This window comes from Catellatospora sp. NPDC049111, assembly GCF_040648615.1.
GTDB classification, from domain to species: Bacteria; Actinomycetota; Actinomycetes; order Mycobacteriales; family Micromonosporaceae; genus Catellatospora; species Catellatospora aurea.
Window position 1 is genome coordinate 122047 of record NZ_JBEZEB010000012.1, and the last position, 22724, is coordinate 144770.

Consider the following 22724-nt stretch of genomic DNA (forward strand, 5'->3'; position numbering starts at 1 on the left):
CGACTTCACCCTGTCCACCCTTCTTCCGGGAGCCGTGCCCGCCATGCCCGTCGCGTCCGCACCGCCGGTGATGCAGCTGGAGAACGTCAGCGTCTTCTACGGCAACTACGAGGCCGTCCGCGGCACCACCATGGCGGTCCGCGAGCACCAGATCACCGCGCTCATCGGTCCGTCGGGCTGCGGCAAGAGCACCGTGCTGCGCTCGCTCAACCGGATGAACGACCTGGTGGCAGGCGCCCGGGTGGCCGGCAAGATCACGTTCCACGGTCAGGACCTGTACGCCCCGGACGTCGACCCGATCCAGGTGCGCCGCCGCATCGGCATGGTCTTCCAGAAGCCGAACCCGTTCCCGAAGTCCATCTACGAGAACGTGGCGTACGGCCTGAAGATCAATGGCATCAAGGACAACATGGACGACCGCGTCGAGCAGGCGCTGCGCGGCGCGGCCCTGTGGGACGAGGTCAAGAACAAGCTGAAGACCAGCGGCCTGGCCCTGTCCGGCGGTCAGCAGCAGCGGCTGTGCATCGCGCGGGCGATCGCGGTCAAGCCCGAGGTGATCCTCATGGACGAGCCGTGCTCCGCGCTCGACCCGATCGCCACCGGCAAGATCGAGGACCTGATGCACGACCTGGCGGGCACGTACACCATCGTGATCGTCACCCACAACATGCAGCAGGCGGCCCGCGTCAGCCACCACACCGCGTTCTTCACCGCGGAGCTGGACGAGGCGGGCGTGCGCCACGGCCGCCTGGTCGAGTTCAACGACACCGGCCGCATCTTCACCAACCCCACCGACAAGCGCACCGAGGACTACATCACCGGCCGCTTCGGCTGACCGGCCCGCCCCCCTCGCGGCCCGGCCGCCAAGGTCATCGGACTTGCCTGGCACCTGTGCGTATCTTGAGCGTCGATACGCCCAGGTGCCTGGCAAGTCGAACGATCTTGACGGCCGGGCCGGCGCGCTTTCAGAGGGTGGGCATGTAGGGGGTGCTCACGTCGCGGTGGGTGGTGAGCATGTCCGCGACCGTGGGGTACGCGGACAGCTCGCGCAGGGTGACCAGGGTCGGTGGGAGCATCGGTAGGTCGCCGGACTCGTGTTCGGTGATCGCCTCTTCCGGGGTCAGCCAGCGGGCCCGGTCGGCCTCGAACTCCGGCAGCGCGGCCTCCTGGCCGTCGGGCATGGCGGCCAGGAAGAACCACGTGTCGAAGCGGCGCGGCTCGAAGACCGGGGTCAGCCAGCGGTGCCACGGCGTCAGCGCGGCCGGGAGCAGGGTCACCCCGGTCTCCTCCTCGATCTCGCGTACCGCCGCGTCGGCGGGGGTCTCACCGGCCTCCAGCGAGCCGCCGGGGAACGCCCACATGCCGCCGAACGCCATCGCCCGCATCCGCCGGATCAGGAAGATCGTGCGGTCGGGGCGGATCAGGACCACGGTCGACGCCTCGCGGGGGGTCGCGGGTTCGGCGCCGGACTCGGCGAACTCGCGGGCCAGTGTCTCGAAGCGGGCCCGCTGCTCGGGCGGCAGCAGGTCGAACGGGTTATTCGACATGGACCAGCACCGCCTGTCCCTGGCCGACGCCGATGCAGGCCGCCGCGATGCCGTAGCCGCCGCCCCGGCGGCGCAGCGTGTGGCACAGGTCGACGACGACCCGGGGCGCGGACGCGCCGAGCGGGTGGCCGTACGCGATCGCGCCGCCGTCGACGTTGACCAGTTCGGGGTCGATCTCCGGCAGCTCGTGCAGGCAGCTGAGCACCATCGCGGCGAACGCCTCGTTCAGCTCCCAGGCGGCGATGTCGCCGAAGCCGAGCTTCGCCTTGGCCAGCAGGGCCCGGATCGCGGGGACCGGGCCGGTGGAGAAGCGCTCGGGGGAGACGCCCGCGACGGTGCTCGCCACGATGCGCCCGAGCGGCTGCACGCCGAGGCGCTCGACCGCCGCGGCGGAGCCGATCAGGGTCGCCGCGGCGCCGTCGTTGACGGGTGAGGAGTTGCCGGCGGTGACGGTGCCGTCCGGCGTGAACGCGGGCCGCAGCTTGGCCAGCGCGGCGGCGCTGGTGTCGGGGCGCACCGACTCGTCGCGGGTCACCCCGGCGACCTCGACCACGCGGTCGTCGAAGCGGCCCTGCGCCCAGGCCGCGGCGGCGCGCTGCTGGGAGCGCAGCGCCCAGGCGTCCTGCGCCTCGCGGCCGATGCCGAACTCCTGCGCGACCTGCTGGGCTGCCACGCCCAGCGGAACGGTCCAGTCGTCGGGCATCAGCGGGTTGACCATGCGCCAGCCGAGCTGGGTGTTCCACAGCTTCGCCTCGCCGGGGAACGCGGTGTCGGGCTTGGCCATCACGAACGGGGCGCGGCTCATGCTCTCCACGCCGCCCGCGACGACCAGGTCGTTGTCGCCCGCGCGGACGGCCCGGGAGGCCTGCACGATCGCCTCGGCGCCCGCCGCGCACAGCCGGTTGACGGTCACGCCCGGCACGGTCACGGGCAGGCCCGCCAGCAGCGCCGCCATGCGGGCCACGTTGCGGTTGTCCTCGCCCGCGCCGTTGGCGTCGCCGAGGATGACATCCTCGATCAGCGCCGGGTCCAGCTCGGGGTGCCGCTTGAGCAGCGCGACCAGGGGCGCGGCCGCGAGGTCGTCGGTGCGTACGCCGGACAGCCCGCCCTTGTGGCGGCCGAACGGGGTGCGGACCGCGTCGATGAGAAACGCCTGCGAGGTCATGCTCCGCAGGCTACGTCACCTGAGTGATCGTTCAGTAACCCAGGTTCGTGAAGCCCAGGTACGCGCGCAGCTTCTCGGTGTGCGCCGACGAGGGCAACGCGATGCCGTCGATCGCCCGCAGTTCGGCGACGCCGCGCACGCTGGACAGCAGCCACACGCCGTCGGCGGTGCTCAGCTCGGCCGGGGTCACCATGCGCTCGGCGGCGGTCCAGCCGAGGTCGCCGGCATTGTCGAGCAGATGGCGCGCGGTCGTGCCGGGCAGGATCCCGGTGGTCTCCGCGGGCACGGTGTGCAGCGTGTCCCCGTTCAGCCAGACCAGCGTCGAGGTCGGGCCCTCCAGCGCGTAGCCGTCCGCGGACACCCACAGGGCGTCGTCGGCGCCCTGTGCCAGGGCCCAGCGCTGCGAGGCCATGTTGATCGCGTACGACAGCGACTTCACGCCGCCCAGCAGCCACGGGGCCGAGGTGCGCGCGTCGGCCGGGTAGCCCAGCGAGATCGTGGTGACGGTGATGCCGTCGCGGCGCGCGGCCAGGGTCGCCGCGCCGATCGGGTTCACGGTGGCGAAGCAGGTCACCGGGCCGCCGGTCGCCGCGGTCGCCTCCGCGCCGCGGGTGCAGACCAGGCGCAGCGCGCCCTCCAGCTCGGCCGGCCACTGCGCGCAGGCCGTCGCGGCCAGCTCGCGCAGCGCGGACTCGGCGGGTAGGGCCAGCTCCATCCGGGCGGCCGAGCGGACCATCCGGGCAAGGTGCTCGCCGATCAGCCACGGCTGCACGCCGCCGCGGCCGTCGGGCCGCACGTGCATGGTCTCGAAGACCCCGTCGCCGCGCAGCACGCCGAGGTCGTCGGCACGGAGCACGGGAGTGTCGGCCGGCACCACGCCGAGGCCCTGGACCACGAGAACAGGCTGCACCACGGGCGGAATGCTACGCGGCCCCGAGATCTCAGCCGCTGCGGCGGGGCGAACTATGATCGGACGATGCCCGAACAAGGCTCCGCCGAGCTGGCCGAACTCCTCCGGGACCGCGGCCTGCGGCTCACCCCCCAGCGACAACTGGTGCTCGACGCCGTGCGCCAGCTCGTCCACGCCACCCCGGAACAGGTGCACGCCGCCGTCTGCGAGGTGGCCTCGGGGGTGAACATCACCACCGTGTACCGGACCCTGGAGCTACTGGAGGAGCTCGGGCTGGTGACCCACGTGCACCTGTCGCACGGCGCGCCGACCTACCACGACGCGGCGGTCGTGCAGCACGTGCACCTGGTGTGCCGCAACTGCGACACGGTCACCGAGCTGGAGCAGAGCGAGCTGGCCCCGCTCGCGGAGCGGCTGCTGACGCAGCGCGGCTTCCGGATGGACATCGGGCACGTGGCCTTGTTCGGACTCTGCGGGAGCTGTGCATGATGGGTACGACCGTGCTGGTGGGTCACTTCGACCCCGACTCCGCCGACGCCGCCGTCCCGGCGCACCACGGCGACCCGAACCGCGAGCAGCGGACCCTGCTCACCGCGGCCGGGCTGGTGGACCGCTCGCACCGCGGGGTGTTGGCGCTGACCGGCCCCGAGCGGCTGAGCTTCCTGCACAACCTCACCTCGCAGCACCTGACCGAGCTGGCCGACGGCCAGGGCACCCGCACGCTGGTGCTGTCCCCGCACGGGCACATCGAGCACGAGCTGTGGGTGTCCGAGCTCGGCGGCACGCTCTGGGTCGACGTCGAGCCGGGCACGGTCGACGACCTGGTGACCTTCCTGACCCGGATGCGCTTCTTCACCCAGGTCGAGATCAAACCCGCGGACCTGGTCGTACACAGCCTGGTCGGTCCCGGCGCCCTGGCCGCCGCCACGAAGCTGGGCGTGGCCGTGCCCGCCGAGCCGGACGTGCTGGACGTGCCGGGGCCCAAGTTCGCCACCGGCGCGGTCCTGCCACGACCGACGACGGTTTACGCCCTGGTCGCGCTGCCTGGCGGTGGCTTCGTCCGCAGGCACTCCCTCGGCGACGTGCCGGTGCTGGACCTACTGCTGCCCGCCGAGACCGCCGGGGCCACCCTGGCGGGGCTGGAGCTGCCGCCCGCAGGACTGTGGGCGTACGAAGCCGTGCGGGCGGCCGCGAAGCAGGCGCGGGTCGGCGTTGACACCGATCACCGGACGCTGCCGTCGGAGGTGGACCTCACCGCCGCCGCCGTGCACCTGGAGAAGGGCTGCTACCGGGGTCAGGAGACGGTGGCCCGGGTGCACCACCTCGGCAAGCCGCCGCGTGCGCTGCGCCTGCTGCACCTGGACGGCATCGCCACCGACGAGCTACCGGCGCGTGGCACCGAGATCACGGCGAATGGCCGTACCGTCGGATTCATCGGCACCGCGGCCCGGCATGCGGAACTCGGACCGATCGCGCTCGCGGTCCTCAAGCGCAATATTTCCGGCGACACCCCCCTCACCGCGGGAGAATCTACGGCCTCTATCGACCCTGACTAGAAATATGACAGGATGCGCGCATGACGAACGGCACTCTGATCACCGTCGCGCCCACCGGCGCGGAATCCGCCAAGGCTGACGTCCCCGCCCTGCCGGTGACGCTCGACGAGCTGGTCGCGACCGCGAAGGAGTGCGAGGCCGTCGGCGCGAGCGTGATCCATGTGCACATCCGCGACGACCAGGCCAAGCCGAGCCTGGACCCGGTCCGGCTGCGCGAGACCGTCGCCGCGCTGCGGTCGAGCACCGACCTGATCGTGCAGCTGTCCAGCGGCGGCTCGGTGCACGACCCGGAGTCCGCCCGCCTGGCCGTGCTCGACGCCGGCCCGGACATGGCCAGCTGCACCATGGGCACCGTCAACTTCGGCGACGACGTGTTCATGAACCGCTGGGAGTTCATCGTCGACCTGCACACCCGGATGCAGGAACGGGGCGTCGTGCCGGAGTACGAGATCTTCGACCTGGGCCACCTGTGGGCCCTGCAGCGCCTGCTCGACAAGTACGGCCTGCCCGCCGGCGGCCACGTGCACGTCGACTTCGTGATGGGCGTGCCCGGTGGCATGCCCGGCACCGCCGCCGCCCTGGTCGCCTGCCAGCAGGCCCTGCGCGAGCTGCCCGAGGGCACCACGTTCTCGGCCACCGGCATCGGCCGGTTCACCCTGCCGGTGCTGCTCACCTCGCTCGGCTCGGGCGGCCACCTGCGGGTCGGCATGGAGGACACGGTCACCTACGCCAAGGGCCAGCCGGTCGAGTCCAACGCCCAACTGGTCGCCCGCGCGTCCGCATTCGCCCGGTTGGCGCAGCGCCCGCCGCTGACCCCGGGTGAGGCACGCAACCTCCTGGGGATCCCGCCGCGCTGAAATGTGAAACCCCGGTAGCGTTCCTTACCATGGGCAAGGTTTACGAGGGCGGCGTACCGCTCGTCGAGGTGGAGCGCAGCGGGTTCATCGAGGGCTGGCACCGCGGGTCGGTGATCGTCCTGGACGCGGCCGGAAACCCGGTCGCGTCCACCGGTGACGTCACCGGGCCGATCTTCGCGCGCTCGTCCAACAAGCCCATGCAGGCCATCGGCATGCTGCGGGCCGGGCTGCGCCTGGCCGACCCGGCGGACCTGGCGCTGGTCACCGCCAGCCACTACGGCGAGGACTTCCACGTCTCCCGGGTACGCGCCCTGCTGCGTAGCGGCGGGCTCACCGAGGCCGCCCTGCGCTGCCCGCCCGACCTGCCCCTGGACGACGCCGCGAAGATCGCCAGCGGCGGCACCCCGCAGCGCGTCTACATGAACTGCTCCGGCAAGCACTCCGGCATGCTGCTCACCTGCCGCGCCGCCGGCTGGGCCGTGGAGGACTACTTCCAGCCCGACCACCCGCTGCAGCACCGCCTCAACGAGACGATCGAGGAGTTCGCGGGCGAGTCCGCGGCGGCGATGGGCGTCGACGGGTGCGGTGCGCCGGTGCTCGCGCTGTCGCTGACGGGGCTGGCCACCGCGTTCCGGCGGCTCGCCGAGGGGGTGCCCGGGTCGCTGGAGCGCTCGGTCGCTGACGCCATGCGGGCGTACCCCGAGCTGGTCAGCGGCACCAACCGCGAAGACGCCCAGCTCATGCGCGCCGTACCCGGCCTGGTCAGCAAGGTCGGCGCGGAAGGCGTCTGGGCCGCCGCCGTCCCCGGCCAGGGCGCGGTAGCCATCAAGATCGATGACGGCGCCGCCCGAGCCCGCGGCCCCATCATGATCACGGCCCTGCACCGCCTCGGCGTCCCCGTCACCGTCCCCACCCTCGCCGAACCCGCCCTCCTCGGCGGCGGCCGCCGCGTAGGCGCCCTCCACCCCCTCTGGTAGCCCCAAGCCCCGCCCCCTTTTTTTGCCGCGTTGATCATGAACTTAAGGACGTGTTCGGCGGTGTGTCCCAACCCTGGTGCCGTGATCACTGGGCGCCACTTTGACGATCACGGTGTCGGGGTGGCGACACGCCGCCCAACACGTCCTTAAGTTCATGATCAACGCGGCGTGGGTGGGTGGGTGGGTGGGTGGGGGCTGGGCTGGGGTGGGTCGGGAATGGGGCGGTTTGTGGCGTGGCGTAGGTCGCTAGCGGAGAGTTAGCAATATGCTTGCTCTTGCTAGCGGTCGTGGGTAGCTTGGTGGGCGTGCAGAGTCCCGACATCGGCGCCTTCATCAAGGATCTGCGGGAGAACGCCCGCATCTCCCTGCGGCAGCTGGCCGAGCAGGCCAACATCAGCAATCCGTACCTCAGCCAGATCGAACGCGGGCTGCGCAAGCCGTCCGCCGAGGTCCTGGCGCAGCTGGCTGCGGCGCTGCGGGTCTCCACCCCGGCCATGTACCTCAAGGCCGGGCTGCTCGGGTCTGACGACCACCACGGCGTGCCGACCGCGATCGCGGCGGATCCGCTGCTGACGGTCGCGCAGAAACAATCACTCACGCAGATCTACGAGACGTTCGTACGCGAGAACGCACGCGCCGAAGAAACCGCGACTCCGGAGTCCGCCCCCGCGGCGGCCCCGGCGGAGCCGACCGTTGCCACGGCGAAGAAGCCGACGGGCAAGAAGGCGGTCAAGAAGGCCGTGCGCCAGCAGGCACAGGAGGAACAGTGACCATGACCCAGACGTCGAGCAAGTCCGGCAAGTCCGACGAGCGCACCTACCCGAGCGCGTTCTACGCTGCGGCGGGTGTGGGCGACATGGCGTACGAGCAGCTGCGCAAGTTGCCCGAGCTGGCCGACAAGCTGCGCGACAAGGCGGCGGAGTTCGCCGACCAGGCCGCCAAGACCGACATGCCGCAGTGGAAGGCCAAGGCCAACGAGTACGGCGCCTTCGCCACCAGCAAGGCCGCCGAGCTCACCTCGAAGGTCGACGCGGCGCAGATCCGCGACAGCATCGTCGCGGGCACGCAGACCGCCGCGGAGAAGGCGACGAAGTTCTACGACACCCTGGTCGCCCGCGGCGAGCAGGCGTTCACGGAGCAGCCCGCGACGCCGGGCTTCGACGCCAAGTCCGAGAGCACGTCCGCGCCCACGGCGAAGGCCGAGGCCAAGACGGGTGAGGACGTGCCGCCGGCCGCCAAGCCCGCTGCCAAGAAGCCGCCGCGCGCCGCGAAGTGACCGCGCGATCTCGTCGCGGCGTGCCGATCGACCGGTCGGTACGCCGCGACGAGTCGTATCCGCGTCGTCGCGGCTGGGATGCCGCGCTCGATGGTTCTAAGCTGTGAGCCATGGTTGCCATCACTGTCCGGATCTGGATCGACGCCATCCTGACGATCTTCGTACTGGGGATCCTGCTCTGGGCTTTCGTCGACTGCCTGATCCGGCGCAAGGAGGCGTTCCCCGCCATCGGCACCATGCCCAAGGCCGGCTGGCTGCTCGTGATCGCGCTGCTGGTCGTGCTGACCTACTTCACCGGTCTCGGCCTGTTCGGCTTCGTCGGCGCCGGCGTCGCCGCGTACTACCTGCTGGATCTGCGCCGCGGCCTGCGCGAGGCCACCGAGGGACCCTGGTGATTTGGTGATCAACGATCTGCGCTGGCCGCCCCCGCCGGACGGATTCCCCCGACGCCTCGGCAAGCCGCGCAACTCCGCCCCCAACACCGGCCGCCCCGCCCCGCCCGCGCTGCCCACCGAGATCGTCGACACCCCGCACGGCGTGCAGCTGGAGCGGCTCAGCACCGGTGTCGGCGAGCCGGTCACCGTGTTCGCGCACGGGCTCGGCCACGGCATCGCCGAGACCCGCCCGCTGGGCAGCGCCGTCGCCGGCAAGCGGGTCTTCTTCCAGTTCCGCGGCCACGGCGAGTCCAGCTCGCCGCGCGGCACCTGGGACTACGGCGACCTGGCCCGTGACCTGCGCGCCATCGCCGACATGACGGGCGCGACCAGGGCCCTCGGGGTCAGCCTGGGCGCGGGTGCGCTGTGCCGGCTGCTGGCCGAGACGCCCGACCGGTTCGAGAAGGTGGTCCTGTTCCTGCCCGCCGTGCTCGACCGCCCGCGGCCCGAGGCGGCCCGCCGCCGACTGGTCAACCTGCTGGAGGCGATCAACAGCGGTGACCTGCCGACCGTGGCCAACGCCGTGGTCGAGGAGATCCCGCCGTCGGCCCGCAACGGGGCGTCCGGCTGGGCGTACGTGCGCCAGCGCCTCAACACGCTCATGAACACCGGGCTGAGCAGCGGCCTGCTCACGCTGCCCGACCAGGTGCCCGTCCCGGACGTCAACCTGCTCCGGGACGTGAGCGCCCAGGTGCTGGTCATCGGCTGCATCGGTGACGACCTGCACCCCGCGTCGGTCGCCGAGGAGCTGGCGGCCGTCCTGCCGACGGCGACCCTGCACATCTACAACCGGCCGTCGGTGCTCTGGCACGAGCGCGCCGACCTGCGCGAACGGATCTCCGGCTTCCTGAACGGCTGACCGGCGGCGGCTCGTCCCGGCGGTCCGGCCGGGCGGCCGACCCCTACGACTTCCCACCGGCGTCCACTAGGCTCCCGGTTCGTGGCAGGTCGAGCGGTCTCAGAATTCTTCGTCGGCGTACGGCTGCTCCTGCGGGGCATCGGGCGCTACGTACGCAGCCCGAAGCTGATCCTGCTGGGGCTGATCCCCGCGGTGCTCAGCCTGCTGCTGTTCGTGGGCCTGTTCACGTTGCTGTTCGTCTACCTCGACGAACTGTCGGCCGAGGTCACCTGGTTCGCCGACGACTGGGCCAAGGGGCTGCGCGACTCGGTGCGCCTGCTCGCCGGGATCGCCCTGGTCGGGGTGAGCGGGCTGGTCGCCGTGGTGTCGTACACGGCGGTGACGCTGCTGATCGGCGACCCGTTCTACGAGGCGATCGGCGCGGCGGTCGAGGAGGACTTCGGCGGCGTGCCCGACGCGGTCGACCTGCCCTGGCACCAGGAGCTGCGGCGCAGCATCTTCGACGCGCTGCGGCTGCTGGCGGTGTCCGTGATGATCGCGATCCCGCTGTTCGCCGGTGGCTTCATCCCCGTGGTCGGCCAGACGGTGATCCCGGTGCTGGGCGCGTTCGTCGGCGGCTGGTTCCTGGCGCTGGAGATGGTCGCGGTCGCCTTCAACCGGCGCGGGCTGCGGCTGCCCGACCGCCGGGTGGCGCTGCGCAAGCACCGGGCCAGCGCGCTCGGCTTCGGCGTCGCGGTGTTCTGCTGCTTCCTGATCCCGCTCGGCGCGGTGCTGATCATGCCCGCCGCGGTCGCCGGTGGCACGCTGCTCGCCCGCCGCTCCCTCGGCCTCTCGATCGAGCAGTAGCCCATGTCCAGCCGAGCCCTCCCCGACAGCCCCACGTCCGGTGCCGCACCGGCTGACGCTTCCGAGACCCCCAGGCCGCGCGGTGCCACGCCCGGCGTGCTCCCGGCGAACGCGCATACCGGCCCGGCAGGCGGGTTCGTGACCTGGCGGCCGATCGCGATCATCGCGCTGCTGTTCGCCGTCACCGCCGAGTCGCTGCGCGCCTGCGGGCCGCTGCTCGACCAGGTGGCGGGTCCGGTCGGCATCGTCAACGCGGCGCTGATCGCGGTGGCGATCTTCGCCGTGCCGGGTCTGCTGCTGAAGGTGACTGGCCGGGCCGGCACCGGCCGGATGCCGTACCTGTCGATCACGGTCGGGTTGCTGGCGGTGGTCCGGGTCGGCGGAGGCGAGCCGTACCTGGAGCCGACGCTGGCCGTGGTCGCGCTCGGGGCCGTGCTCGCGATGGTCGCGCTCGCGGGTGCGGTGCGTCGGCTCGGCGACCCGGTGACGGTGACCGTCGGCCTGCTGGCCGGTGGGGCGCTCGACCTGGCGGTGCGGTCGTTCTCGGTGACCTGGGACGGGCTGTGGCACCGCGGCGACCTCACCGGGCTGCTGGTGCCGACCATGATCCTGGCCGCGCTGGTGCTGCTGTGCCTGCCGCGGACACCCGAGGTCGCGCCCGCTGCCAACGGGCGCACCTGGGCGCTGGGCGGATACCTCGCGCTGTGGACGACGACGCTCGGCAACGCGGCCTTCGCCGCGTCGCAGTCAGGGGTCGCGCTGCAGCTGTGCCTCGCGGCCCTGATCGGGGTGCTGCTGGTCGCGATCGAGCTGGTACGCCGGCTGACGCTGCACGGCGGCACGAACGCCATCGCGGAGCCCGACCACTGGATCGCGGGCTCGGCGGCGCTCGCCGGGATGGCCGGCGGCCTCGCCCTGGCCTGGTGGGGTGCCGGACCATGGGTGCTGCTGGGCATCGCGCTGACGCAACTGTCCGCCACGATCGCGGTCGCGCGAGCCACCGCGGCCGCCGGTGACCGGGGCGACTGGGCGTACGGCCTGGTCTGGGTCCTGCCTGTGCTGCTGTTCCAGGTGCACTACGACATGCCGCTGCCGTTCGACAACCGGTGGCTGCTGATCGCGCTCGCGGTCGCCGTCGGGCTCGCCGGGATGGGCCGGCGGCCGTTCCACCCGGGTGGCTGGCGCTTCGACCTGCGCGGGCTCGTGGCACGGCCCGCCCTGGTCACCGGGGTCGCCGCGCTGCTGCTGGCGGTCCCGGCGCTGATGCACGTCACCCGGCCGAGCGCTCCGGCGGACGATACGAGCGCGACCGGCCTGCGGGTGCTGAGCTGGAACGTCAAGTACGGCCGGGACGACGCCACCGGGCAGGTGGACCCGCGGCAGCTCGCCGAGGCGATCCGGGCGGCGGACCCGGACGTGGTGGTGCTGCAGGAGGTCAGCCGGGGCTGGGCGATCGGCGGCGGAGTGGACGTGGCCGAGTACCTGTCCCGGGAGCTGGGCATGCCGTTCACGTGGTCACCGGCCGCGGACGGGCAGTTCGGCAACCTGCTGCTGACCCGGCTGCCGGTCAGCGGGGTGCGCACCGGGCGGCTGCCGTACGGGCAGGGGCCGATGTGGCGGTCGTACCTGAAGGCGACGGTGACCCTGCAAGGCGGCCGCAGCCTCGACGTGGTCACCGCGCACCTGACCCACCGCAAGCCGAACACGCCGACCCGGCTGGCGCAGATCGACGGGCTGCTCGCGCAGGTCGACCCGGCGGCTCCGACGCTGATCGCGGGCGACTTCAACTTCTGGCCGAGCTGGCCCGAGCTGCGCTCGTTCACGAGCGCGGGCTGGGTCTCGGCGCAGGACGTCCTGGGCCACGGCGCGGCCTGGACCTCCCCGACCGACCGGCCGACGAACCGGGTGGACTGGGTCTTCGGCTCCCCGCAGGTCGCCTTCACCGACTTCGCCGTCCTCGACCAGGTCACCGCCAGCGACCACTTCCCGGTCCTGGCCACCCTCACCCTGCGCTGACCCGCTCTGCCTCCGTTGCAACTGCGGTGGCCACAGCATCCGCAGCGCCCGGCTGCGGCGCCCGTTGAACGCCTGCGGGCGGATGCTCGCGCTCCTGGTCAAGGCCTGTTTGGCGTTAAGAAGGGCACCTTCTACAACGCGGAGCGTTGTGAAGGTGCCCTTCTTTTCTCACGTGGTGCCGCGGATGACGAGTTCGGTGGGGAGGATGACGCTGTCGGCGATGGACTCGCCGGCGGCCAGGCGCAGGAGCTGGCGGGCCATCTCGCGGCCCTGGCCGACGATGGGCTGGCGGACCGTGGACAGCGGCGGCTCGGTGTAGCGGGCCAGGGCGATGTCGTCGAAGCCGATCACGGCGACGTCGTCGGGCACGCGGCGGCCGGCGGCCTGCAGGGCCTGGAGGGCACCGTGGGCCATCAGGTCGGAGGCGACGAAGACGGCGTCGAGGTCGGGGTCGTCCTCCAGGAGCTGGCGCATGGCGACCGCGCCCGAGTCGCGGGTGAAGTCGCCGACGGCCACGATCGAGCGCCGGTCGGAGCCGCGCAGCTCCTCGCGGTAGCCGGTGAGCCGGTCGATGCCGGCGACCATGTCCTGCGGGCCGGCGATGGTGGCGATCCGGGTCCGGCCGGTCTCCAGCAGGTGCCGGACCGCCATCCGGCCGCCGTTGACGTTGTCGACCTCGACGTACGGCACGCGCACCGGCCCGAGCGGGCGGCCGCCGCACAGCACCGGGATGCCCATCCGGGCCAGCGTGCCGGGCAGCGGGTCGGCGCCGTGCATCGAGGCGATCAGCACGCCGTCGATGTGCCTGGCCAGCGCGTACCGCTCGATGCGGTCGTGGCTGGCCTGCGAGCCCGCGACCATCAGCACGAGCTGCTTGTCCGCGGAGTCGAGCTCCTGGCTGACGCCGCGGATGATGCCGGGGAAGAACTGGTCGTCGGAGAACACCCGGGACGGGCTCTCCGGCAGGATCAGCGCGTACGAGTCGGTGCGCTGGGTGACCAGGCTGCGCGCGGCCTGGTTGGGCACGTACCCCAGCTCGTCGATGGCGCGGCGGACCGCGGTGCGGATCGACTCGGCGACGGTGGGGGAGTCGTTGACGACGCGCGACACGGTGGCCCGGGACACCCCGGCCCGCTGCGCGACCTGTTCGAGGGTCGGCCGGGGCATCGACGCCGCCGCTCAGCCGGTACGCAGGCAGGCCAGCAGCGACTCGTCGCCGCTCACCTCGAGCGTGTCGAACCCGATCCGGCCCCACAGGGCGAGCATGAGATCGCTGGCCGGGCCGGCCGCATGCACGCGGGTGTCCGGGCCGTCCGCGTCGAGCAGGGTGTCCGTGTCGAGCAGGGCGATGCCCTCCCCGCGCAGCCGGACGAACCACTCCTGGCCCTCCTCGGGCGCGGTGAGCTGCACGACGCCGTACCGGTCGGTGGGGCCCTTGCGGCGGCCCGCGGGCAGCCAGCTGTCCAGCACCTCGGTGATGCCGTCGACGGCCAGCCGGTCGTCCAGCGGCTCGGCCATGCCCTGCGACATCTGCATGTCCCAGCGGTGCACGGCGGTCTCATGCGCCATCCGGCGGTGCCAGAAGTCGGCGGTCTTCGCCTGCGGGGCCCAGTTCCAGGCCGGCATGTGCGGGTCGAGGGCGTCGAGCAGCTCCAGCAGGCTCTTGCACTCCTCGTCGAACCAGGTCAGCGTCTCGTCCGCGCCCGGGTAGTCATGCCGGCGGGCGGCCGGGTCGGGCGCGCTGGTGATCCCGCGGCTGGCGAAGCTGCGCACCCAGCGGTACACCCCGCCCAGGTGGTGCACGAGGTTCAGCACGGTCCAGTCCGGACAGGTGGGCACGATCGCGGTCAGTTCGGCCTCGCCCGCCACGGCACGGAACGCGGCCGCGTCGGCGCGCAGCGAGTCCAGCCAGAGTTCCTTGCTGCCGTGAGCTCTCATGGCCTCGTCCTCATCGCGTCTTCCCCACCTGGTCATTCGGGATCAGTGGCGGCACTAGTGTGGTGACGTGTCTGACAATAGTCCCGCCCGCCACGCGCTCGCCGACCTGACCACCCTAGGGCTCGGGGGCCCGGCAGGGCGGCTGGTCACGGCCGAGTCCGCGGACGACATCGTGTCGGCCGTGCAGGAGGCCGCCCGCGCCGACGAGCCGCTGCTGGTCCTCGGCGGGGGCAGCAACGTCGTCATCGGCGACGTCGGCTTCCCCGGCACCGTGCTGCTGATCCGGTCCTCCGGGGTCGAGGTCGTCGACGAGCACGGCGACACCGTGTCGGTGCGCGTAGCCGCGGGTCATCCGTGGGATGACTGCGTCGCTCAGACGGTCGCCGACGGGCTCTCCGGCATGGAGTGCCTGGCCGGCATCCCGGGTGCCACCGGCTCCACGCCGATCCAGAACGTCGGGGCATACGGCCAGGATGTGTCGCAGACGATCGAGTCGGTGACGGTGTACGACCGCACCGAGGGCGAGATCGACGTGTTCACCCCGGCCGACTGCCGCTTCGAGTACCGCAACAGCATGTTCAAGTACAGCGACCGCTGGGTCGTCCTCGACGTCACGTTCCGGTTGCGCCGCGATCGGCTGACCGGCCCGGTGGGGCACGCCGAGCTGGCCCGCGTGCTCGGGGTCGGGGAGAACGACCGGGTGCCGTCGGCCGCGGCCCGGGAGGCCGTGCTGGAGCTGCGCCGGAGCAAGGGCATGGTGCTCGACCCGGGTGACCCGGACACCGACTCGGTCGGCTCGTTCTTCACCAACCCGGTGCTGAGCGCCGCGGCGTACACGGAACTGCGACGGCGGGTCGACGGCGCGGAACCGCCGGCCTGGCCGGGCGCGGACGGGGTGATGAAGGTGAGCGCGGCGTGGCTGATCGAGCGGGCCGGCTTCACCCGCGGCTACACGCGCGGGCCGGTGGCGATCTCGTCCAAGCACATCCTCGCCCTGACGCACCTGGGCGGCGGCACCACCGGTGAGCTGCTGGAACTCGCCGCCGAGATCCGGGACGGGGTGCACGATCGGTTCGGGGTTACGCTGCGCCCGGAGCCGGTCCTGGTCGGCTGCGAACTCTGAGGTCGGTGGCCCGAGCCGAGCGCGAACTCTGAACCTGCGGCGGAGCCGAGACCGGCCCCCCGTGCGGGTCAGTGGTGCGGGCGGCGCCTGCCGCCCGCCAGCCAGCCGAGGCCGCCGCACACGATGAACAGGACGACCAGGCGGATCAGGTCGCCGCGGTTCACTCCGCGGACCGTCGGGCCAGCACGAACGCCACGATCAGCATGACGATGCCGAGCAGCAGCAGCCCGACGCCGAGCAGGAACGGCGGGCTGGCGCGAACGGTGAGCTGCTGGCCGTGCGCCAGCAAGGCGGGAAACTCCCCGATAAGGTTCATAACGGACGTAACGACCTGCACCGCCGGAAGGGATCATCGCTCCCACGGCGGCGCACCGCCGGTCCGGCGTCCGAGGCAGGTCAGCGGGTCGGCCAGGCGACCGTGACCTCGCCGAGCCGCCAGCGGGCCGAGCGGTCCAGGACCGGCCAGCCCGCCGCCTTGAGCCGGGACACCGCATCCAGCCAGCGCTGGCGCGGGCCGAAGACGGCCAGCGGGGCGGCGTGCCGCCAGGCCTCGTCGAGCGTGCGCAGCAAGTCGTACACCGGCTCGCCCGGCACGTTGTGGTGGATCAGCGCCTTGGGTAGGCGCTCGGCGAAGGTCGCCGGGGACTCCAGGGTGGACAGCTTGGCCGCCAGCGTCAGCGTGGCCGGGGTGGACGCGCCCGCGGGCAGCGCCGCCCAGCTGCCGAGGCGGCCCAGCTCGTCGCAGGTGCCCTCGATCAGCCAGCCGCCCGGGGCCAGGTTGCCGGTGATCGTGGTCCAGGCGGCGGGGACGGCGCTCTCGTCGTACTGCCGCAGCACGTTGAAGGCCCGGACCACGACGGGCCGCAGCCCGGCCAGCTCGAACCCGCCCCGCGCGAAGGTCAGCCCCGGCGGGTCCGCGGCGACCTGCGCCGCCGCGACCCGCGCCGGATCGATCTCCAATCCGGTCACCCGCACGTCCGGCCGCACCCGGGCCAGCCGCGCCCGCAACTCCACCGCCGTGATCGGCGTAGCGCCGTACCCGAGGTCCACCACCAGCGGATCGGTCGCGTCGGCCAGCGCGCGAGTGCACCACCAGCCGATCCACCGATCCACCCGCCGCAGCCGGTTCGGATTCGTGGTCCCCCTGGTGATCTCCCCCTGCGGCTTCACCGCCCCCTCCCCTCTGCGTTGATCATGAACTTAAGGACGTGCTGGACGGCGTGTCGCCACCCTGGCGCCGTGATCACCTACGGGCTGCCCGACGATCACGGTGTTGGGGTGGCGGCACGCCGCCGAACACGTCCTTAGGTTCATGATCAACACGGCGGGGGTGTGGCCGCGTGCCGCTAGACGCCGACGCGGTGGACCTTGTGTTGGGCGGCTTGGGCGAGGGGGCGGACGACCATGCGGTCGATGTTGACGTGGTGGGGGAGTTCGGCGCACCAGGTGACGCACTCGGCGATGTCGTCGGCGGTGAGGGGCTCGGCGACACCGGCGTAGACGGAGGCGGCCCGGGCGGCGTCGCCGGCGAATCGGTTGAGGGCGAACTCGTCGGTCTTGACCATGCCGGGGTCGATCTCGACGACGCGGACCGGGTCGCCGCACAGCTCCAGGCGCAGGGTCTCGACCAGGGCGGTCTGGGCGTGCTTGGCCGCCGCGTAGCCGCCGCCGCCCTCGTACACGATGAGCCCGGCGGTGGAGCTGATGGTGACCACGGTGCCCGCGCCGGAGGCGATCAGCGCCGGGAGCAGGGCCTTGGTCAGGCGCAGGGTGCCCAGCACGTTCACGTCGTACATCGCCTGCCAGTCGGCGACGCTCGCGGTGGCCACCGGGTCCGCGCCGACCGCGCCGCCCGCGTTGTTGACCAGCAGGTCCACCCGCTCGACCGTCGCCGCGTACTGGGCGACCGCGTAGTCGTCGGTGACGTCGCAGGTCACGGCAGTGCCGTTGATCTCCTTGGCGAGCGCCTCGACGCGCTCGGTGCGGCGGGCGAGCGCGTGCACGTGGTAGCCCGCGGCGGCCAGGCGTCGGGCGGTGGCGGCGCCGATGCCGCTGGACGCCCCGGAGACAACAGCGATCTTCTGGTACGACATGAGCAGTAATCCTAGGCGGCGTGACGTCCCATCATCCGGGCTGCGACGCGCATCACGCCCCGGGTCGGGAAGACACCCGGCCCGGGCGATGTTGATCGACCTGTGAGCTCTCGTTCCCTCCCCCAGGGGCTGCCCAGGCGGATCGCCACGCTCTCCGTGCACACGTCACCGCTGCACCAACCGGGCACCGGCGACGCGGGCGGGATGAACGTGTACATCGTCGAGGTGTCCAAACGCCTGGCCAAGGCCGGGATCGAGATCGAGGTCCTCACCCGGACCACCGGCGGCGACCTGCCCCCGCGCGCCGAACTCGCGCCCGGGGTGACCGTCCGGCACATCAGCGCCGGCCCGTTCGAGGGCCTGGCCAAGGAGGACCTGCCCGCGCAGTTGTGCGCGTTCACGCACGGCGTGCTCGGCATCGAGGCGGCCCGCCCGCCCGGTCACTACGACCTGGTGGCCTCCCACTACTGGCTGTCCGGCCAGGTCGGCTGGCTGGCCAAGGACCGCTGGGGCGTGCCGCTGGTGCACACCGCGCACACCCTCGCCAAGGTCAAGAACCGGCAGCTCGCCGAGGGCGACCGGGCCGAGCCGATGGGCCGCGTCGTGGGGGAGGAGCAGGTCGTCGAGCAGTCGGACCGGCTCGTCGCGAACACCCCGACCGAGGCCCGCGAGCTGATCGACCTCTACAACGCGCCGCTGGAGCGTGTCGCCGTGGTGGCGCCCGGCGTCGACCTGGAGCGCTTCCGCCCCGGCGACCGGCTCGCCGCCCGCGCGCGCCTGGGCCTGCCGCCATCCGCCAAGATCGTCGCCTTCGTCGGCCGCATCCAGCCGCTGAAGGCCCCCGACGTGCTCATCCGGGCACTGGCCGAGCTGCGCGACCCAGACGCGATCGCGCTGATCGTCGGCGGGCCCAGCGGCTCCGGCCTGGACCGCCCGACCTCGCTGATCGAACTGGCCGAGTCGCTGGGCGTACGCGACCGGGTGCGCTTCCTGCCGCCGCAGTCCGGGGACCGGCTCGCCGACGTGTACCGGGCCGCCGACCTAGTCGCGGTGCCCTCGCACAACGAGTCGTTCGGGCTGGTCGCGCTGGAGGCGCAGGCCTGCGGCACACCCGTCGTCGCGGCCGCCGTCGGCGGCCTCGTCACCGCGGTACGCGACGAGGTCAGCGGCGTGCTCGTCGACGGGCACGGCGCCGCAGACTGGGCCCGGGTGCTCGACCGGCTGCTCGCCGAGCCCGGCCGTCGTGACGAGCTGGCCCTGGGCGCGGTCAAGCACGCGTACGACTTCTCCTGGGACCACACGACCGCCCGGCTGCTCGACGTCTATCGTGAGGCGATGACCGAGCACCGGTCCCGCCGGCAGCTCGAACTCGCCGGCTGCGCCCGGTGGTGACCCGCTAGGAGCCTCATGACCACGGTCGCCGAGGCCTGCGAACTCATCGAGCAGGCCTGCGCCGAGCTGCCCCTGGACCGCACCGGCGAAAACTCGTACGTGGTGACCCTGCCGGGCACGCACAAGCTCAAGACGAACGTGAACCTCATCGTCGGCGAGCACGCGCTGCGCATCGAGGCGTTCGTGGTCCGCCAGCCCGACGAGAACCGCGAGGCCGTCTGGGCCTGGCTGCTGCGCCGCAACGCCAAGCTGTACGGGGTCGCGTTCACCGTCGACGCCGTCGGCGACGTGTACCTGACCGGCCGCCTGCCGCTGGCCGCGGTCAACCCCCAGGAGCTGGACCGGCTGCTCGGCGCGGTGCTGGCCGCCGCCGACGAGTCCTTCGACACGCTACTGGAGCTGGGCTTCAGCACCGCGATCAAGCGCGAGTGGCGCTGGCGGATCAGCCGCGGCGAACCCACCGACAACCTGCGCGCCTTCCGCCACCTCATGCACGACGAGACCGCCGCCGACGACACCGTTCTCGACACCGGGACCGACGTGCTCCCGGAACCCGGCCGGTGAACCCCCGGCGCGCCGACGCGCTCGGCCTGCTCGCCGGAGTGGCGCTCGACGCGGCGTTCGGCGACCCGCGACGGCTGCACCCGGTCGCCGGGTTCGGCAACTTCGCGAAGGTCGTGGAGCGGTACACGTACGCCGACTCGCGGCGGGCCGGGGCCTTGTTCACCACGCTGGCCGTGGGCGTTCCGGTGGCGGCGGCGGTGTTGGCGCACCGGGCGACCCGGCAGCGGCCGGTGCTGCGGGGCGTGCTGACGGCGGCCGGGACCTGGGCCGTGCTCGGCGGGCGCAGCCTGCGCCGCGAGGGCGGGCTGATGGCCGGGGCGCTGGAACGCGGCGACCTGCCCGCGGCCCGCGCCCGCCTGTCCCACCTGTGCGGCCGTGACCCGTCCACCCTGGACGAGCCGGAACTGGCGCGGGCGACGGTCGAGTCGATCGCGGAGAACTCGTCCGACGCGGAGGTCGCGCCGCTGGTCTGGGGCGCGCTGGCCGGGCTGCCCGGCCTGGTCGGCTACCGGGCGGTGAACACGCTGGACGCCATGGTCGGGCACCGGTCGCCGCGCTACGCCCGCTTCGGCACGGCTTCGGCGCGCCTCGACGACGCCGCGAACCTGCTCCCGTCCCGCCTCACCGCCGCGCTGGCCGTGGCCGCCGCGCCGCTGGTGGCGGGCTCGCCCGCGCGTACCGCCCGGACCTGGCGCCGCGATGGTGACGCCCACCCGAGCCCCAACTCCGGGCAGTGCGAGTCCGCTTTCGCCGGAGCCCTCGGCGTACGCCTCGGCGGGACCAACGTCTACTTCGGCCGCTCCGAGACCCGCCCGCACCTCGGCGACGGTCCCGGACCCCTGGCCAGCGACATCCGCCGCGCCGCCACCCTCTCCGCCGCCGTAGGCCTGGCCACCGCCACCCTCGCCGCCCTCACCCGCTTCGGCCGCCCCGGCCGCCCCGACCGCGTCGGGCGCGTCGGGCGAAGGAAGGGCACCTTCTTAACGGAATCCGTAGAGGAAGGGCACCTTCATAATGGTCGCCGTGGCTTGAGCAGCCGGTTCGACTCGTGGTTGCGGTGGGGGCCGGCGGCGGCCGACGGGTCGGCGAGGCCGTCCCGCCCCGCGACGGCCGGTTCCGGATCCGGGACGGGCGGATCTAGAAGATTTCTGGTCGCCAGGGCGACCACAACTCTTCTAGATCCGGAGGCGCGTCGCAGTGTGGCGGCGCGAAACGGGTCGAAACGGTGACGGGCGGCTTCGACCTCGGGCACCATGGCGACGTCGAGGTCGGCCCGGGGCTGATCGACCTGGCCGTGAACGTACGCCAGGCTCCGCTCCCGGACTGGCTCGCCGAACCGATCCGGGACTCGCTACACCACCTCGACGCGTACCCCGACGGCACCGCCGCCCGTGCCGCGATCGCGGCCAGGCACCGCCGGGACCCGGACGAGGTGCTGCTCACCGCCGGTGCGGCGCAGGCGTTCACGCTGCTCGCGCAAGGGTTGCGGGACGCGCGGCGGCCCGTCGTGGTGCACCCGCAGTTCACCGAGCCGGAGGCGGCGCTGCTGGCCGCCGGGCACCGGGTCGACCGGGTGCTGCTGCCCGCGCCGTTCACCCTCGACCCGGACGCCGTGCCGGCCGACGCCGACCTGGTGCTGCTCGGCAATCCCACCAACCCGACCTCGGTCGCCCACCCCGCCGACGCGGTCGCGAGCCTGGCCAGGCCGGGCCGCGTGCTCGTCGTCGACGAGGCGTTCGCCGACACGATCCCCGGCGAGCCGCACTCCCTGGCCGCCCGGCGCGACCTGCCCGGCCTCGTGGTGGTGCGCAGCCTCACCAAGACCTGGGCACTGGCCGGGCTGCGCGTCGGCTACCTGCTGGCGGCACCGGAGTTGGTGCGCCGGCTGGCTGCCGTACAGCCGCTGTGGCCGGTGTCGACGCCCGCGCTCGCCGCGGCGGCCGCCTGCGCCACCGCCTACGCCGTCGCCGCCGAGGAAGACATCGCCCACGAGCTGGCCGCGCGCCGCGAACATCTGCTCAGCGCCCTGCGGCGGCTGCCCGCGGTGGTCGTCGCGGGCACGCCGGCCAGCTCGTTCGTGCTCCTCAAGGTCAACGACGGCTTGGGCGTACGCGGCCGCCTGCGCGACGCGGGCTACGCCGTGCGCCGGGGCGACACCTTCCCGGGGCTGGGCCCGGACTGGCTGCGCGTAGCCGTCCGCGACGAGCCCACCACCGACGCCTTCGTGACCGCCCTGCGCGCAACCGTGGCCTGAACGCCGGCCAGCGGCTGCAAGTCGGCGCTGCTGCAGCGTCGGCCGTTGTGTACTCCTCAAGATCTGTTTTTGTGGACGATAGACGCCCCTATAGGGGCACCCAGCGTCCACAAAAACGGATCTTAGGAGGGGAAGGCCTCGGCTCGAACCGTGAGGGCGGTCCGGTGGGTGGCATCGTCGAACAGAACCAGCGTCGCCCCCTCGACCGTGGTCTCGGCGGAGGACAGCACGTCCAGGGCCTGGCGGATGGCGTCGTCGACCGGCCAGCGGTATACGCCTGACGAGATGAGCGGGAAAGCGACGGTACGCGCGCCCAGCTCGCCGGCCACCCGCAGCGCATTGCGGTAGCAGTCGCGCAGCAGCTCGGACCGGTCCTCGGTGGCGCTGTACACGGGTCCGACGGTGTGCACCACCCAGCGCGCGGGCAGCTTGCCCGCTGTGGTGGCGACGGCCTGGCCGGTGGCGAGCCCTCGGCCGTAGTGGGACGCGCGCAGCGCCCGGCACTCGGCGAGGATCTCCGGCCCGCCCTTGCGGTGGATCGCCCCGTCCACCCCGCCACCGCCGAGCAGTGACGAGTTGGCCGCGTTGACGATGACGTCCACTTCCTGCTGGGTGATATCCCCCTGGATGAGGTTCACCTGCATGACTTGCTCCAAAGATCAGCGGTCGAACTCGCCGGCTTTTGCTCCGGAGAGGAAAGCGGTCCACTCGTCAGCGGTGAAGACGAGGACGGCGCCGTTCGGGTCCTTGCTGTCGCGGACACCGACGGCGACCTCCGCCATCGCGACCTCAACGCATTGGCCGCCGTTGTTGTCGCTGCGGGAACTCTTTCGCCATGTCGCGCGGTCTGCGACTGCCATTTCCAGGCAGTTGCCGGTCTGACCGTCGCTGCGGGTGCTCTTCTTCCAAGTGACGTT

General features: G+C 72.6%; 25 protein-coding genes and 1 pseudogene. 16 read left to right on the plus strand and 10 right to left on the minus strand.

What is annotated here, in order from left to right; all coding sequences use genetic code 11:
- The first annotated feature begins 43 nt into the window (after positions 1–43).
- Positions 44–835: a phosphate ABC transporter ATP-binding protein PstB gene (gene pstB / locus AB0B66_RS19250; protein WP_360531410.1), complete on the plus strand. Its 792-nt coding sequence runs from the start codon at positions 44–46 to the stop codon at positions 833–835.
- Positions 836–965: 130 nt separating this feature from the next.
- Here pstB and AB0B66_RS19255 read toward each other — a convergent pair whose 3' ends face one another.
- Genes AB0B66_RS19255 through AB0B66_RS19265 form a run of 3 tightly spaced genes read right to left on the minus strand, consistent with a single transcriptional unit; the run spans position 966 to position 3625 of the window.
- Positions 966–1547 (minus strand): NUDIX hydrolase, encoded by a 582-nt coding sequence (locus AB0B66_RS19255; protein WP_360531145.1) that lies wholly within the window; start codon positions 1545–1547, stop codon positions 966–968.
- The gene (locus tag AB0B66_RS19260; protein ID WP_360531148.1) at positions 1537–2712 is read right to left on the minus strand and encodes a thiolase family protein; all 1176 of its coding nucleotides are present in this window, start codon (positions 2710–2712) and stop codon (positions 1537–1539) included. Before AB0B66_RS19260 ends, AB0B66_RS19255 begins: the two co-directional genes overlap by 11 nt.
- Before the next feature lie 31 nt (positions 2713–2743).
- The gene (locus AB0B66_RS19265; protein WP_360531151.1) at positions 2744–3625 is read right to left on the minus strand and encodes an aminotransferase class IV; all 882 of its coding nucleotides are present in this window, start codon (positions 3623–3625) and stop codon (positions 2744–2746) included.
- Positions 3626–3688: 63 nt separating this feature from the next.
- Between AB0B66_RS19265 and AB0B66_RS19270 the strand changes: the two genes are divergently transcribed.
- The 10 genes from AB0B66_RS19270 (at position 3689) to AB0B66_RS19315 (ending at position 12443) form a co-directional block, all read left to right on the plus strand.
- The gene (locus tag AB0B66_RS19270; protein ID WP_120321549.1) at positions 3689–4111 is read left to right on the plus strand and encodes a transcriptional repressor; all 423 of its coding nucleotides are present in this window, start codon (positions 3689–3691) and stop codon (positions 4109–4111) included.
- The gene (locus tag AB0B66_RS19275) at positions 4111–5178 is read left to right on the plus strand and encodes a folate-binding protein (RefSeq protein ID WP_360531413.1); all 1068 of its coding nucleotides are present in this window, start codon (positions 4111–4113) and stop codon (positions 5176–5178) included. Before AB0B66_RS19270 ends, AB0B66_RS19275 begins: the two co-directional genes overlap by 1 nt.
- A 20-nt stretch (positions 5179–5198) precedes the next feature.
- Complete coding sequence (locus tag AB0B66_RS19280) at positions 5199–6035, plus strand: 3-keto-5-aminohexanoate cleavage protein (RefSeq protein ID WP_360531155.1); 837 nt, start codon at positions 5199–5201, stop codon at positions 6033–6035.
- Between the two features lie 29 nt (positions 6036–6064).
- Positions 6065–7012: an asparaginase gene (locus AB0B66_RS19285; protein ID WP_360531158.1), complete on the plus strand. Its 948-nt coding sequence runs from the start codon at positions 6065–6067 to the stop codon at positions 7010–7012.
- A gap of 305 nt (positions 7013–7317) precedes the next feature.
- The gene (locus tag AB0B66_RS19290) at positions 7318–7782 is read left to right on the plus strand and encodes a helix-turn-helix transcriptional regulator (protein WP_360531161.1); all 465 of its coding nucleotides are present in this window, start codon (positions 7318–7320) and stop codon (positions 7780–7782) included.
- On the plus strand, positions 7779–8288 hold the full coding sequence (locus AB0B66_RS19295) for a hypothetical protein (protein ID WP_360531164.1): 510 nt from the start codon (positions 7779–7781) through the stop codon (positions 8286–8288). The genes AB0B66_RS19290 and AB0B66_RS19295 overlap by 4 nt, the downstream gene beginning before the upstream one ends.
- A gap of 110 nt (positions 8289–8398) precedes the next feature.
- Positions 8399–8683, plus strand: coding sequence for a DUF2516 family protein (locus AB0B66_RS19300; RefSeq protein WP_360531167.1), 285 nt, complete (start codon positions 8399–8401; stop codon positions 8681–8683).
- Positions 8684–8690: 7 nt separating this feature from the next.
- Positions 8691–9581, plus strand: coding sequence for an alpha/beta hydrolase (locus AB0B66_RS19305; RefSeq protein ID WP_360531416.1), 891 nt, complete (start codon positions 8691–8693; stop codon positions 9579–9581).
- An 81-nt stretch (positions 9582–9662) separates the two neighbouring features.
- Positions 9663–10427, plus strand: a complete 765-nt coding sequence (locus tag AB0B66_RS19310; RefSeq protein WP_360531170.1) for an EI24 domain-containing protein — start codon at positions 9663–9665, stop codon at positions 10425–10427.
- A 138-nt stretch (positions 10428–10565) separates the two neighbouring features.
- Positions 10566–12443 (plus strand): endonuclease/exonuclease/phosphatase family protein, encoded by a 1878-nt coding sequence (locus AB0B66_RS19315; RefSeq protein ID WP_360531173.1) that lies wholly within the window; start codon positions 10566–10568, stop codon positions 12441–12443.
- 168 nt (positions 12444–12611) lie between these two features.
- Here AB0B66_RS19315 and AB0B66_RS19320 read toward each other — a convergent pair whose 3' ends face one another.
- Both AB0B66_RS19320 and AB0B66_RS19325 read right to left on the minus strand, forming a co-directional pair.
- Entirely contained in the window at positions 12612–13610 is a 999-nt protein-coding gene (locus AB0B66_RS19320; RefSeq protein WP_360531176.1) for a LacI family DNA-binding transcriptional regulator, read from the minus strand.
- Positions 13611–13622: 12 nt separating this feature from the next.
- On the minus strand, positions 13623–14381 hold the full coding sequence (locus AB0B66_RS19325) for a maleylpyruvate isomerase family mycothiol-dependent enzyme (RefSeq protein WP_360531179.1): 759 nt from the start codon (positions 14379–14381) through the stop codon (positions 13623–13625).
- A gap of 67 nt (positions 14382–14448) precedes the next feature.
- Between AB0B66_RS19325 and AB0B66_RS19330 the strand changes: the two genes are divergently transcribed.
- Positions 14449–15504, plus strand: a complete 1056-nt coding sequence (locus AB0B66_RS19330) for a UDP-N-acetylmuramate dehydrogenase (RefSeq protein WP_360531182.1) — start codon at positions 14449–14451, stop codon at positions 15502–15504.
- Positions 15505–15664: 160 nt separating this feature from the next.
- Here AB0B66_RS19330 and AB0B66_RS19335 read toward each other — a convergent pair whose 3' ends face one another.
- The 3 genes from AB0B66_RS19335 to AB0B66_RS19345 all read right to left on the minus strand — a co-directional run bounded on the left by AB0B66_RS19335 (position 15665) and on the right by AB0B66_RS19345 (position 17597).
- On the minus strand, positions 15665–15793 hold the full coding sequence (locus AB0B66_RS19335; protein ID WP_360531184.1) for a hypothetical protein: 129 nt from the start codon (positions 15791–15793) through the stop codon (positions 15665–15667).
- 107 nt (positions 15794–15900) lie between these two features.
- Positions 15901–16674 (minus strand): class I SAM-dependent methyltransferase, encoded by a 774-nt coding sequence (locus AB0B66_RS19340; RefSeq protein WP_360531187.1) that lies wholly within the window; start codon positions 16672–16674, stop codon positions 15901–15903.
- 176 nt (positions 16675–16850) lie between these two features.
- Positions 16851–17597, minus strand: a complete 747-nt coding sequence (locus AB0B66_RS19345; protein WP_360531190.1) for an SDR family NAD(P)-dependent oxidoreductase — start codon at positions 17595–17597, stop codon at positions 16851–16853.
- 102 nt (positions 17598–17699) lie between these two features.
- Between AB0B66_RS19345 and mshA the strand changes: the two genes are divergently transcribed.
- The 4 genes and pseudogenes from mshA to cobC all read left to right on the plus strand — a co-directional run bounded on the left by mshA (position 17700) and on the right by cobC (position 21807).
- Positions 17700–18989, plus strand: a complete 1290-nt coding sequence (gene mshA, locus AB0B66_RS19350; RefSeq protein ID WP_360531193.1) for a D-inositol-3-phosphate glycosyltransferase — start codon at positions 17700–17702, stop codon at positions 18987–18989.
- Positions 18990–19004: 15 nt separating this feature from the next.
- Positions 19005–19553, plus strand: coding sequence for a YbjN domain-containing protein (locus AB0B66_RS19355; protein WP_360531196.1), 549 nt, complete (start codon positions 19005–19007; stop codon positions 19551–19553).
- Positions 19550–20464: pseudogene (locus tag AB0B66_RS19360) on the plus strand (cobalamin biosynthesis protein); the annotation flags it as partial. The gene AB0B66_RS19355 and the pseudogene AB0B66_RS19360, both read left to right, overlap by 4 nt.
- Positions 20465–20778: 314 nt before the next feature.
- On the plus strand, positions 20779–21807 hold the full coding sequence (cobC, locus tag AB0B66_RS19365) for an Rv2231c family pyridoxal phosphate-dependent protein CobC (RefSeq protein ID WP_360531199.1): 1029 nt from the start codon (positions 20779–20781) through the stop codon (positions 21805–21807).
- A 122-nt stretch (positions 21808–21929) separates the two neighbouring features.
- Here the strand turns inward: cobC and AB0B66_RS19370 are convergent, their stop codons facing one another.
- Together AB0B66_RS19370 and AB0B66_RS19375 are read right to left on the minus strand one after the other, a co-directional pair.
- A complete protein-coding gene (locus AB0B66_RS19370; protein WP_360531202.1) occupies positions 21930–22451 on the minus strand; it encodes an O-acetyl-ADP-ribose deacetylase in 522 nt (173 codons plus the stop codon).
- 15 nt (positions 22452–22466) lie between these two features.
- On the minus strand, positions 22467–22667 hold the full coding sequence (locus AB0B66_RS19375; protein WP_360531419.1) for a DUF397 domain-containing protein: 201 nt from the start codon (positions 22665–22667) through the stop codon (positions 22467–22469).
- Between the last annotated feature and the right edge of the window lie 57 nt (positions 22668–22724).

Bases quoted from the DNA above. Each gene is read 5' to 3' on its own strand.
- AB0B66_RS19255 (WP_360531145.1), bottom strand. From the start codon at position 1,547: ATGTCGAATAACCCGTTCGACCTGCTGCCGCCCGAGCAGCGGGCCCGC.
- AB0B66_RS19280 (WP_360531155.1), top strand. From the start codon at position 5,199: ATGACGAACGGCACTCTGATCACCGTCGCGCCCACCGGCGCGGAATCC.
- AB0B66_RS19345 (WP_360531190.1), bottom strand. From the start codon at position 17,597: ATGTCGTACCAGAAGATCGCTGTTGTCTCCGGGGCGTCCAGCGGCATC.
- AB0B66_RS19375 (WP_360531419.1), bottom strand. From the start codon at position 22,667: ATGGCAGTCGCAGACCGCGCGACATGGCGAAAGAGTTCCCGCAGCGAC.
- AB0B66_RS19260 (WP_360531148.1), bottom strand. From the start codon at position 2,712: ATGACCTCGCAGGCGTTTCTCATCGACGCGGTCCGCACCCCGTTCGGC.
- AB0B66_RS19370 (WP_360531202.1), bottom strand. From the start codon at position 22,451: ATGCAGGTGAACCTCATCCAGGGGGATATCACCCAGCAGGAAGTGGAC.
- AB0B66_RS19270 (WP_120321549.1), top strand. From the start codon at position 3,689: ATGCCCGAACAAGGCTCCGCCGAGCTGGCCGAACTCCTCCGGGACCGC.
- AB0B66_RS19275 (WP_360531413.1), top strand. From the start codon at position 4,111: ATGGGTACGACCGTGCTGGTGGGTCACTTCGACCCCGACTCCGCCGAC.
- AB0B66_RS19300 (WP_360531167.1), top strand. From the start codon at position 8,399: ATGGTTGCCATCACTGTCCGGATCTGGATCGACGCCATCCTGACGATC.
- pstB (WP_360531410.1), top strand. From the start codon at position 44: ATGCCCGTCGCGTCCGCACCGCCGGTGATGCAGCTGGAGAACGTCAGC.
- AB0B66_RS19355 (WP_360531196.1), top strand. From the start codon at position 19,005: ATGACCACGGTCGCCGAGGCCTGCGAACTCATCGAGCAGGCCTGCGCC.
- AB0B66_RS19285 (WP_360531158.1), top strand. From the start codon at position 6,065: ATGGGCAAGGTTTACGAGGGCGGCGTACCGCTCGTCGAGGTGGAGCGC.
- AB0B66_RS19325 (WP_360531179.1), bottom strand. From the start codon at position 14,381: ATGAGAGCTCACGGCAGCAAGGAACTCTGGCTGGACTCGCTGCGCGCC.
- AB0B66_RS19320 (WP_360531176.1), bottom strand. From the start codon at position 13,610: ATGCCCCGGCCGACCCTCGAACAGGTCGCGCAGCGGGCCGGGGTGTCC.